General features: G+C 71.0%; 7 protein-coding genes. 5 read left to right on the top strand and 2 right to left on the bottom strand.

Going from position 1 to position 11,389, the window contains the following annotated elements:
- The first annotated feature begins 78 nt into the window (after positions 1-78).
- Both ACZ6BG_RS33480 and ACZ6BG_RS33475 read left to right on the top strand, forming a co-directional pair.
- Positions 79-1,026, top strand: a complete 948-nt coding sequence (locus ACZ6BG_RS33480; protein ID WP_469008467.1) for an ABC transporter ATP-binding protein — start codon at positions 79-81, stop codon at positions 1,024-1,026.
- Positions 1,023-1,820, top strand: coding sequence for an ABC transporter permease (locus tag ACZ6BG_RS33475; RefSeq protein WP_405652508.1), 798 nt, complete (start codon positions 1,023-1,025; stop codon positions 1,818-1,820). The genes ACZ6BG_RS33480 and ACZ6BG_RS33475 overlap by 4 nt, the downstream gene beginning before the upstream one ends.
- A gap of 96 nt (positions 1,821-1,916) precedes the next feature.
- On the opposite strand, the gene ACZ6BG_RS33470 is transcribed toward ACZ6BG_RS33475, so the two are convergent.
- A complete protein-coding gene (locus ACZ6BG_RS33470; protein ID WP_469008460.1) occupies positions 1,917-3,545 on the bottom strand; it encodes a flavin monoamine oxidase family protein in 1,629 nt (542 codons plus the stop codon).
- A 592-nt stretch (positions 3,546-4,137) separates the two neighbouring features.
- Here ACZ6BG_RS33470 and ACZ6BG_RS33465 point away from each other — a divergent pair.
- Positions 4,138-4,803: a P-loop NTPase family protein gene (locus ACZ6BG_RS33465; RefSeq protein WP_469008457.1), complete on the top strand. Its 666-nt coding sequence runs from the start codon at positions 4,138-4,140 to the stop codon at positions 4,801-4,803.
- 218 nt (positions 4,804-5,021) lie between these two features.
- On the opposite strand, the gene ACZ6BG_RS33460 is transcribed toward ACZ6BG_RS33465, so the two are convergent.
- Positions 5,022-7,895, bottom strand: a complete 2,874-nt coding sequence (locus tag ACZ6BG_RS33460) for a helix-turn-helix transcriptional regulator (protein ID WP_469008454.1) — start codon at positions 7,893-7,895, stop codon at positions 5,022-5,024.
- Positions 7,896-9,199: 1,304 nt separating this feature from the next.
- Between ACZ6BG_RS33460 and ACZ6BG_RS33455 the strand changes: the two genes are divergently transcribed.
- Entirely contained in the window at positions 9,200-10,582 is a 1,383-nt protein-coding gene (locus ACZ6BG_RS33455; RefSeq protein ID WP_469008451.1) for a glycosyltransferase, read from the top strand.
- The gene (locus ACZ6BG_RS33450) at positions 10,579-11,352 is read left to right on the top strand and encodes a 4'-phosphopantetheinyl transferase family protein (protein WP_469008448.1); all 774 of its coding nucleotides are present in this window, start codon (positions 10,579-10,581) and stop codon (positions 11,350-11,352) included. Before ACZ6BG_RS33455 ends, ACZ6BG_RS33450 begins: the two co-directional genes overlap by 4 nt.
- Positions 11,353-11,389 lie beyond the last annotated feature (37 nt).

Here is an 11,389-nt window from a genome sequence, read left to right as displayed (position 1 = left end):
CGGATATAGGGGTGTTCGCGATTCCCGCCCGGCCCTAGGGTCAGGATCGTGGAAAACGCTGTCCGGGTTGAGAATCTGGTGAAACAGTACGCGTCCAACGCACGCCGCGTGGTCGACGGCCTGAGCTTCGATGTGTATCGGGGCGAGGTGTTCGGACTGCTCGGCCCCAATGGCGCGGGGAAAAGCACCACGGTGGGGATGATGACCACCCGGGTGCGGCCGACTTCGGGCAGCGTCGTGATCGACGGTGTCGACGTGGTCGCGCGGCCGAGAGAGGCGAAACGCGTCCTCGCGGTGGTGCCGCAGCGCAACAACCTCGACCGGTCCCTCTCGGTGCGTCAGAACCTGCTGTTCCACGCCACGTACCACGGCATCCCGCGGGCCGAGCGACGGCAGCGGGCCGATGAACTCCTCGACCAGATGGGCCTGTCGGACTACCGCAAGTCGAAGGTCGACGACATGTCCGGCGGTCAGGTGCAGCGCGTGATGATCGCCCGCGCCCTGATCCACCGCCCGAACGTCCTGTTCCTCGACGAGCCCGCGACCGGCCTCGACCCACAGGCGCGCCTGTTCGTGCACGAGCGGGTCGCCGAACTCGCCGAACGCGGCGTGACGGTGGTCGTCACCACCCATGACATGGACGAGGCCGCCAAGCTCTGCGACCGCGTCGGCATCGTGGACCGGGGCACCCTGCTCGCCCTCGACACCCCGGAAGGGCTCGGCAAGCTGCTGCCCGCGCACTCGACGCTGGCCCTGACGGTGGAGTCGCCGCAGGGCGCCACGCCGGTGGTGAAGCTCCTCTCCGACCTTCCCGGGGTGCGGCAGGTCGACGAAGTGGACCCGGAGAACCCGCCCGCGGAGGGCGGCTTCCGGTTCCGCATCTATACGGACACGGAGCCGGTGGCGGCGCTCCAGCCGGCCCTCGCGGCGCTGACCGGCGGGGACTTCCGGGTGACGGACGTCGGCGTCGGAAAGGTGTCCCTTGAAGACGTCTTTCTCCACCTCACCGGAAAGAATCTGCGATGACTACGTCGGCCACGGCCGCACCGGCCTCGCGGCAGTTGCACACGTTCGGCGCCATCATGTGGCGCGACGTGTTTGTCGCCCTGCGCCAGTTCCCCACGTTCATCGGCCAGGCCATCATCCAGCCGTTCTTCACACTCTTCGTGTTCGGTGTGCTGCTGAGCGACGCGGGCTATGTGGACGGCGACTACAGCGCGGTCCTTCTGCCCGGCGTACTGGCCCTGAACGGATTCCTCGGCGGCATGCAGAACACGGCGCTGCCGCTCGTCGTGGACTTCTCCTACACGCGTGAGATCGAGGACCGGCTTCTTTCGCCGATCTCGCTGAGCCTGGTGGCCGTCGAGAAGATTCTGTTCGGCGCGCTGTACGGGTTCGTGGCGTCCCTGATGATGACGCCCGTCGGCATGGTCCTGCTGGATCTGTCGTGGCCGATCAGCAAGACCGTCCCCGCGCTCGGCATCGCCGGGCTCGGCGCTCTCGCGGGCGCCTCGATCGGCCTGTGCCTCGGCACGTCGGTGAGCAGCGACAAGGTGGACGTGATGTTCACGCTGGTCCTGATGCCGCTGCTGTTCACGGGCTCGACGCAGTTCCCGCTGGTCGCCCTGGACGAGGTGCGCTGGTTCCAGGTGATCTGCGGCGCCAATCCGCTGTCGTACGCCAGTGAGGGCATGCGGGCCGTGACGTCCCCGAACGTGGAGCACGTACCGCTGCCGATCACACTGATCGTGCTCGTCGGGTCGATCACGCTGTTCGCGTCCATCGGCATCCGCGGGTTCCTCAAGCGCGCACAGACATAAGAGGGACGGACAGGCACAGCGGAAGGGCCCCGGAGCGGTTGCGCTCCGGGGCCCTTCGTCCGTCCTCGCCGGGACAGGAGCCCGGACGGGAGCCGCTCAGTCCTCGGGCAGGTCGACCGGCGCCAGCTCCGCGAACAGGTCGCCGGGTCCGGGGTTCAACGGCATGGTGGCGCCGCCGAGATGACGCTGCACGCCCCAGACGGCGTTGAGGCCCGTCGTCACGGCGCCCTCGGCGAAGCCCGCCGTCCAGGAGACGTCGTCACCGGCGAGGAAGAAGCCGCGCTGACGTGGCGTCAGTTCCTCCTGCATGAAATGGGTGAACAGCCGCCGCTGGTAGCGGTAGTGGCCCGGCAGGTTCGCCTTGAAGGCGCCCTGGAAGTGCGGGTCGGTCTCCCAGGTCACCGTGCGCGGAGGCGCGATGACGCGGGAGCGGATGTCGACGCCGGGGTAGATGTCGGCGAGCACGTCGAGGACGCCGTCCAGGCGCTCCTCGGGGGTCAGCGGCGCCATCTTCAGGGAGTCGTCGTTCCAGGTGTACGACAGGCACATCACGCCGGGGCGGTCGGGGCCCTCGTCGAAGAGGTAGACGCCGCGCGGCATCCGGTCGGTGAGGGTCGTGCTCATCACGTCCCGGCCGGTGCGCGGGTCGCGTTCGCGCCAGAACGGGCGGTCCACGAGCACGAACAGCTTGGAGGAGCCCATGTAGTGGCTGCGCTCCACCGCCGTCCACACGGGCGTGGGCAGCAGCGCCTGGTCGCAGCGGACGTTGGTGACCAGGGTCCGCTTGTGCGGGGTGAAGACGGCCGCCGCGAAGGCCTGGGAGCCGCCGCCCCGCTCGTGCACGGTGATGCCGCGCGAGGTGCGCTCGATGCGGGCGACGCCGCCGCGGGGGCCGCCGCGGTGCAGGGACTCCAGGGACGTGCCCGCGGGCCAGTGGGCGGCGTCGTCGGGGGCGTGCGACCACAGCCGCAGGGGCAGTTGCTGGGAGCCGCCGACCACGAGCCGGTGGTCGTCCTCGGCGCCGGTGTAGACGACCCGCAGGATCTCCAGCATGGAGTTGGGGAAGTCGGTGTCCCAGCCGCCCGCGCCGAAGCCGACCTGACCGAAGATCTCCCGGTACTTGAAGGACTGGAAGGAGGGCGACTGCGCGATGAAGCCGTAGAAGGACTGGTCGTCGAGGGCGCGCACCAGCGGGTTCCAGATGGCCTTGATGGCGGCGGTGTCCCGGCGGCGGATCGCGTCGTCCATGGCGAACAGCTCGGCGTGCTCCTGGAGCGTCTTGTCCCAGGCCATGCCGACTTCCTGGTAGACGTCGGGGAGTTCGGTGGCCCGCCGGGCGTAGTGCCGGTCGCCGTTGAGCGCGACGACGGTGCTGCCGCTCGCTGCGGTCAGCGGGTTGGGGAAGGGCCGGGTCTCGAGGCCGACCAGGTCCAGGTAGTGCCGCAGGGCGAGCGCCGATGCGGGGAAGCGCATGGCGCCGAGCTCGGCCACGGCGTCGGGGTGGCTGTCGAAGGCCGCGGAGCGCATGCGGCCGCCCATCTGCCCGGTTTCGTACACCACGGGCCGCAGCCCGAGGCGCAGGAGCTCATAGGCGGCGACGAGGCCCGATATCCCGGCCCCGATCACCGCAACCGGTGTCCCGAACTCCGCTTCCGGTATTTCGCCGAGCCCGTGCGCGCTGGACAGCCATTCGTCGTAGGCGAAGGGAAAGTCCGGGCCCAGCATGGTAATGGATTCTGCCGCGCCGGGACGCGAACTGCCGTTGAGGGCAACCAACGGATACTCCTCTGACCGTGGTGGAGGCCGGCCCGGCGGTACGTTCAGACGGCCGCGGTGAGCCGGGCTGCGGCAGCAGGAGAAGGGTCTGCGACGTACGCGGCCGAGCCTTGCCCCACGGGGCCGTCGGGCTCGCGAATCGCCTCCGATACACGGCGCGTCTGACGGTGCCCTTGATTATGACGACGGCGCACGGGGGCGGAGAAACCCCTCAACATCCCCTTACGCCTCCTACGTTCACGCACCGGGCGCCCCAGGGGCACCGCGGGCCACCGTGGCGACGGGGCCGAAAAAGACGCGCGACACGCAATGAGTACTTTAGTAGCCAGGCCTCGATCCTGAAGACTGTACGAAAGTCAGGAGACGCCTTGGAATGATCTATGGTGTCCGCACCACGCACCCCCACACAGTCCCCGTGTACCCAACTGTGCAACATTCGCAATGAAGGAGAGGCTTCATGCATCGAGGGTCGGACGGCCGAAGGTTCGCGGTGCATGATCACCGGCCGGGCGGCGCGCCCGGCGGAGCCCGGTCGGAGCCCATGGCCCTGGAGGTACGGCACACGACGGACGGCGGATCGGAGGCGTGCGGCAGCGGTTCGGGGGGCCGGGAGCGCGTCCTGCGGATCGAGCCGCACACGTGCGTGGCGGCGGTCTCCGACGACGACGCGGCGGACCGCTTTCTGGCGCGGCTGCTGTGCGACGACAGACCCGGCCGTGCCGTGTCGGTCCACGGCCTGGACCCGCGCGCCGACCCGACGGCCGTGCGACGGCTCGTCGGTGTCGTGTCCGTGGGCATGCCGCTGCCCGAAGTGATGGTCCACGAAGCGCTGGTGGCCGCGGGCAGACACAAAGGGCTCTCGCCGGAGACGGCCACGCAGCGCACGGCGGACTTAACTGACGTCCTCGGGCTGCGGGCCGTCGAGCGGGTGCCCGTGTCCGGGCTCTCCCCGGGGCAGCGCTCGCGCACCGCCCTGGGGTGCGCGCTGCTGCACGTACCGAAGTTGCTGTTGCTGTGTCATCTTCTGGACGACGTGGACAGCACGTCGGAGAAGATCATCTGTCGGGTGCTGAGCCGCTACACGGCATCCACCGGGACCGTGGTGTTCTCCACCCGCTCCTGGCAGATCGCACACGCCATGGCGGACCGCGCCTTCGCGGTCCACGACGGCGAGATGTGCCTCGCCTGCCGGTCAGCCGCTCACTGACCGACTCGGGCCCGCGCGCCGCCGGTCACGCTCCGGGCGGCCCGCCCCTTCCGGTTCTCCACGCCTCCCCAGGTCATCGGACATTCAGCTCCGTTTCCCCAGCGGATCGTTGACCGTGGAGAACCATCAGCACAACGTTGTCATCGCGCGACGGACCGTGGCCGGTCATCTCCTCGGCACACCGTTTCAGCCGTATCGGCGCACCGCGTCAGGGGATGTCAGCACGCCGTGTCGGCGAGCAGATCGTGTGGCAGATCCTTGCGCCGTGACACGTTCAACTTGCGGTAGACCCGCGTCAGATGCTGCTCGACCGTACTGACGGTGATGAACAGTTTCCGTGCTATCTCCCGGTTGCTGTGCCCGAAGGACGCCAGTGAGGCCACGCGCCGCTCCGCGTCGGTCAGTTCCTCCGAGGGGCAGCTCTCGCCGTTGCCCGTCGGCCGGTCCACCGCGCTCACCTCGCCGTCGCCGTACGGCAGCAGCTGCTCGCACAGCGCCTCGGCCTGGGCGTCGCGCGCGATGCGCCAGGCCCGCCGCGCCATCATGCGCGCCTGGCCCAGCTCGCCGAGGGCGTGGTGGGACCGGCTGAGCGCCCCGAGGACCCGCACCAGTTCCAGCCGGTCCTCGCACTCCTCCAGCTCCTCGATCGCCTCGTGCAGCGCGTGGTGGTGGCGCCGCAGTCCGGCGACCTCGGCGAGCACCCGCAGGGTCAGCGCGCGCGTACGCGACTGTCCCGGGCCGCACTTGGCCAACTGCTCCTTGACGAGCCGGTCGGCCTCGGCCTCGCCGCCGGTGCGCAGGTGCATCTCCGCGGCGGCGGACCGCCAGGGGATGAGCGCGGGCTGGTCGATGCCCCAGCGCGTCATCAGCTCCCCGCAGGTGAGGAAGTCGTCCAGGGCGGGCCGGACCCGGCCGGTGGCCGCGTAGAGCTGGCCGCGGGCGTGGATCAGCTCCAGGCCGTAGCGCGTCTCCGGCAGGCCGTCGGGGACGTGGTGGTCGAGGTAGGTCATCGCCTGGTCGTACTGCCCCATCGCGGTGTGCGCGGAGACCAGGGTGGCGAGGACCGAGCCGATGCCGACGCCCCAGCCGAGCGGTGTCATCCACGCGAGCGCGTTGACGGCGTAGCGGACGGCGTCCCCGGCGTTGCCCTGCCGCAGCGCGATCTTCGCCCTGACCGCGGACAGGGGTGCCTGCCAGCCCGGGCCGCCGAGCTTGGTGGCCTCGCGAAGGAGCGCGTCGCACCAGTGCGCGGCGTGGGTGAGCCGGTCGGAGTAGATGAGGACGTTGAGCGAGCAGGTCAGCGCCTCCAGGTTGGCGTCGTTCAGCGGGGTGCCCTGCAGCACGGCCTCGGCGAGGTCGGCGGCGTGCGGGTCGACGCCGCGGGTGAGCACCGTGTTCAGGGCGGCGCCTGCCCGGCTGCGGGGGTCGCTGCCGCGTCCGGTGACGGCGTCCGCGTTGCTGTGCGGGGCGGGCCAGTTGTCGGGGCCGACGCGCTCGCGCAGCGCGGGGTAGGTGGTGCGTACGGCACCGGCGGCTAGGTACGCGGAGACGGCGGAGGTCCCTTCGTACGCGCCCTGGCACTTGCGGGCGATCTCGGCGGCCTCGTCGAACCTGCCCTGCCAGAGCAGACCCGCGAGGAGCGCGGGCACGGCCTGCTCGGTGAGCCAGCCCTCGTCGAACGCGGCGCGCAGGGCGCGCAGATGCGGGCCGACGGTGGACGGGCGCACCCGCCAGACGCAGCGCGTCAGTTCGGCCAGGATCTCGCTGCGCCGCGCACCGCGCGGGCAGGCCTGGTCGGCGAGCTGGAGGCAGGCGATGGCGAGCGAGACGTCCTCGTCGCGCCGGGCGCGGGTGGCCGTCTCCCACAGCACGTCGAGGGACTCCTCGTCGGTGACCTCACCGGCGGCGACGATGTGCCGGGCGACGACGGGCGGTTCGGCGCCGCCGCGGCGCAGCAGGTCGGCGGCGCGGCGGTGCAGGTCGATCCGGTCGTCGCGGGTCAGGTCGTCGAGGACGGCGGTTCTGGCCAGCGGGTGCCGAAACGTTCCCGCCTCGGCGAGGCCGGCCGACTCCAGGACGCGGCGGCTGAGCGTGACGGTCTCGTGGTCGAGTTCGAGCAGTCCGGCGAGTGTCGTGTCGGACGCGGCGTCGTCCAGGATCGCGAGGCCGCGGGCGACCGCGAGCACGGAGTCCTCGCCCCGGTGCAGGCAGCTGAGCACGGACTGGCGGTAGGCGTCGCCGACGGTGAGGGCGTGCAGGGCGGGCAGGGAGGGGTCGGTGGGGGGACGGTGGGCGAGGATGTCGTGGGTCAGGGCCCGGATCAGCAGGGGGTTGCCGCCGCTGACGCGGTGGACTTCGGGGGCGAGGCGGCGCGCGGTGGCCTCGTCCAGGTGCTCGCGCAGCATCTCGGCGGTCGCGCGCTCACCGAGGGTGGCGAGGCGCAACTGGGTCAGCCGGGGGTGGCGCAGCAGTTCGGCGCTGAACATGGGGCGTTCGGCGCGCGGCCCGGTGCGCAGGCCGAGCACGATCACCAGGGGCTTGACGCGCAGTTCCCGCATGGCGTGCTGCAGGCACTGCAGGGACGGGATGTCGGCGTACTGGACGTCGTCGACGAGGATCGCGAGCGGCCGGCCCTGGGCCGTGGCGTGCAGGGCGGCGGTCAGCGACCGCATGACGTGGGCGCGGACGTGCTCCTCGCGTTCACAGTCGGGGTCGCGCAGCATCGCGGTGAACCTCGCGTCGTCGAGCAGTTGCTCCACGCGCGCGGTCGCGCCGTTCTCTCGCTCTTCCCCCTGCTCGGGCCGCGCCCGGCCGTCCCGCTCCGCCGGGTCCAGGGGCCCCTCGGCCCGGCCCGCGTTCAGGAGCAGTTGGCCGAAAACAGCCATGGGGGTCCTGCGCTCGGCTCGTAAACCCGTCGCCCTGACGACCGTGAGCCCTCGCGCCTCGGCCTGGTCGGCGACGCCGTTCAGCAACTCGCTCTTGCCGGTGGCCACCGGCCCTCTCACCACAACAACACGGGAAGGCCCCTCCGCGCTGTTCGCCAGAACCTCCTCCAAGAGAGCCCATTCATCGACTCGCTCGACCAGGCTCATTGTGCGGTTTCCTCCCCGTAAGAAATTATCGCAAAGTGCACTGGTGCCTTATTTGCATAACGCACTCTCAAGTATCCACTGGAACCGCTTCGCAGGATACCAGGGCATATTCCAGATATCTCTCCCGTGCTTCTGGCGGCACTCAGTCAACAACACAACTATGACTGAAACTTGACGACGAGGTAGCCCCGAAAGAAGTGAGCCCACCCCCCAAATCCACCACGACTCGCAACGTTCAGCCCTCCCCACTCCGGCCCTGGATGTGGTATTGGGCCGCGCGGAGGCCGCCCGCACATACGGAACTTTGAATTCCAATTGAAAGAAAGGAGAAGAAGAACCAGCCATGAGGCCAACGACACAGTGATCATCCAGCCACCCTGTCCGGAAACACCCCTGGCCACGCGCGCGGCCAGGGAACCGGTCGGCAGACCCCTCGTACCCGCCCGGCGCCGGTCCAGTACTCCCGGCCTCCAAGCGGAGCGACTCATACCGCCCTCCGCGCGCCACGTCTAACACCTCGCGGCGCAACCGGCGTTGACCTCCAGGCGGGTCCGCCGGGCCCCTCCCCCGGGCGCGGCCGTTAAGGATGCGTTAGGCGCTCGTGTCCGGGAAAGTTCCTCGCGGAGACTCCGTAACGGTCCGCTGAAGACAATCCAGAGGCAATTTGACGGCAAAATTCACCAAGGAAGTCCATGGTGTTCAGGCGGCTTCGGGAGCTGCACACCGGTTGTGCAACCGGAACCACCACTGCACACCCGGTCCATACCTGTCGGCGCTGCCAGATGCGTCACATTGTTACGTCGCCGTTTCTGGCCAACGGTCATTTCGTGAGGGTTGTACGGAGCCCAACTCGCCTCCGATGTACGCGAACTCGGGAGTACGGCGGCGTCCCGGCCACGCGCCGCGCCGCACCGGCCCGTCGGGCGGGCCCTAGGGGACGGATAGGGGTGGAGCGCCGCAGGAGCCGCGGATAGCCTCCGGCAGGAGGAATCACCGAGGGTCTCCGGCACCGTGGCGCGGGCACGACGGACGCCACCCCTGATCCTCCGGAACGCGGCTCGGCTCCCGGACGACGGCCACCCCCGGCCGACGGCCTTCTCCCCCGCTCGGTCACCGGGGCTCCCGTGCCCAGCAGACAGGTTCACCGCCCGCAGCCGGCCCCGGTCGGTCAGGGCACGCCGATGCGACGCGCAGGCGCGCAGACCGTAGAGGACGACCATGGCGAGAATGCACACCGCGGGCTCCACCACCACCCGGAGCGTGCCGCGGCAGGCGGACGCACCCCACCAAGGGAGCGTGCCCCGATGAGCGCGTCCGGCCCCGGCGCAGAGGAGACCGAGGGCCGCGGGCCCACCGCCCCGGAAGAAGTCGCCGCCCTGGAAGAGGCCGTCGCCCTGGAAGAAGTCGCCGCCCTGGACGGGGCCGCCGCCCTCGACCCGGCCCTCGCCCCGGACGGAGCCCGGACCACCGTCACCGTGATCATCCCGACCTTCAACGAGGCCGGGAACGTCGAGGAGTTGCTGAGGCGCCTGGCCGCCGGGCTGCCCGCGCACCTGGAGTGCGAGGCCCTGTTCGTCGACGACAGCTCCGACGACACCCCGGCCGCGATCGAACGCGCGGCCCTCACCTGCCCGTTCCCCGTGAACGTCATCCACCGCGAGGTGCCGACGGGCGGCCTGAGCGGCGCCGTGGTGGAGGGCATGAAGGCCGCCGCGTCCGAGTGGATCGTCGTCATGGACGCCGACCTCCAACACCCGCCGTCCCTGATGCCCGAGCTGATCGAGACCGGGCGCCGCGCGGGCGCCGACCTCGTCGTGGCCAGCCGGTACGCGGGCGGCGGCAGCCACGCCGGGCTCTCCGGCCGCTACCGCGTCGCCGTGTCACGCACCTCGACGCTCGCGACCAAGGCGCTGTTCCGCTCGGCGCTGCGGGGCATCAGCGACCCGATGAGCGGCTTCTTCGCGATCCGCCGCAGCACGGTGCACGCCCACTCCGACATCCTCAAGCCGCTGGGCTACAAGATCCTCCTTGAGCTGGCGATCCGCTGCCGGCCGCGCGTCGTCGCCGAGGTGCCGTTCTCCTTCCAGGAGCGGTTCGCGGGCGAGTCGAAGTCGACCGTGCGCGAGGGGCTGCGGTTCCTCGCCCACCTGGTGTCGCTGCGCACCGCGACCCCGGTGGCGCGGATGGTGGTCTTCGGCCTCATCGGCCTGACCGGCTTCCTGCCGAACCTGTGCGGCCTCGCCGCGCTCACCGCCATGGGCCTGCACTATCTGCCCGCCGAGGTGGTGGCCAACCAGTTCGGTGTGCTGTGGAACTTCCTGCTCATCGATCTGCTGCTCTTCCGCGACCGGCGCGGCCACCGCCACTGGGCCGACCGCCTCGGCCGGTTCGCGCTGCTCGCCAACGCCGACCTGGTCCTGCGCATCCCGCTGATCGCGCTGCTCGTCGACGGCGTGGGCATGTCGGTGCTGCCCGCCACCGCTCTGGCCCTCCTGACGACGTTCGTCATCCGCTTCATCGCCACCGAGCTGTTGGTCTATCTGCCCCGGCGCGGCCAGGCCAAGGGCGCCGACGCTCCACCCGCGCGAGCCGCGTCGGCGCGGGACGGCCTCGGGACCACGGAAGACCTGGACAAGCTGGACAAGCTGGACAAGGCGGAGGGCCGGGAGAAGGAAGGCACGCCATGACCCTCGGGACACAGCACAGTCGTACGGGGGCCGAGGCGCCGCGCTCCGCCACGCGGCCGCTTCCCGCCGCGGAGCCGATCCCCACCCCGGCGCCGCCCGCCCTGCTCGCGCGCATCGTGCCCGAGGACGTCGTCTGCCGCGAGGCCTTCGGCGACCCGGACGGCGTCGCCCTGCACCCCGACGAGCAGGCCCTCATCGCCCGGTCGGTGCCGTCGCGGCGCGGCGAGTTCACCACGGGCCGCCACTGCGCGCACCGCGCCCTGACCGCCCTCGGGCAGCCCGCCGTGTCGATCCTCCCCGACGCGAAGGGCTGTCCGGAGTGGCCCGACGGCGTCGTCGGCAGCATCACGCACTGCGACGGCTACCGCGGCGCGGCCGTCGCCCGTACCGCCCGCGTCCGCTCGGTCGGCATCGACGCCACCCCGGGCGAGCCCCTGCCCGACGGCGTACTGGAGGCGGTGGCACTGCCCGAGGAGCGGCGGCGGGTGGGCGAACTCCTGGCCCGGTGGCCCGCGGTGCGCTGGGACCGCGCCCTGTTCAGCGCCAAGGAGAGCATCTACAAGACCTGGTATCCCCTGATGCGCGCGCCCCTGGGCTTCGAGGAGGCCGACGTCACCTTCCACCGGTCGCAGGCCCCGGACACGGGCACCTTCACCGCGCGGCTCCTTCCTCCCGTACGGGAACGGGGCTTCCCGCAGGAGCTGACGGGCCGCTGGCTGGCGCGGGACGGCCTGGTCCTCACCGCGATCACGCTGCGCCCGGCGGCCTGAGCCGGGGCGGCGGGGCAGCGCTCGGGCGTCCGCCGGG

The sequence above is a fragment of the Streptomyces sp. NPDC041205 genome, from assembly GCF_055591765.1.
Note: the sequence above shows the minus strand (reverse complement) of the source record. Positions and strands in the feature narration are given on the sequence as shown.

Bases quoted from the DNA above. Each gene is read 5' to 3' on its own strand.
- ACZ6BG_RS33465 (WP_469008457.1), top strand. From the start codon at position 4,138: ATGGCCCTGGAGGTACGGCACACGACGGACGGCGGATCGGAGGCGTGC.
- ACZ6BG_RS33470 (WP_469008460.1), bottom strand. From the start codon at position 3,545: ATGCTGGGCCCGGACTTTCCCTTCGCCTACGACGAATGGCTGTCCAGC.
- ACZ6BG_RS33475 (WP_405652508.1), top strand. From the start codon at position 1,023: ATGACTACGTCGGCCACGGCCGCACCGGCCTCGCGGCAGTTGCACACG.
- ACZ6BG_RS33460 (WP_469008454.1), bottom strand. From the start codon at position 7,895: ATGAGCCTGGTCGAGCGAGTCGATGAATGGGCTCTCTTGGAGGAGGTT.
- ACZ6BG_RS33450 (WP_469008448.1), top strand. From the start codon at position 10,579: ATGACCCTCGGGACACAGCACAGTCGTACGGGGGCCGAGGCGCCGCGC.
- ACZ6BG_RS33455 (WP_469008451.1), top strand. From the start codon at position 9,200: ATGAGCGCGTCCGGCCCCGGCGCAGAGGAGACCGAGGGCCGCGGGCCC.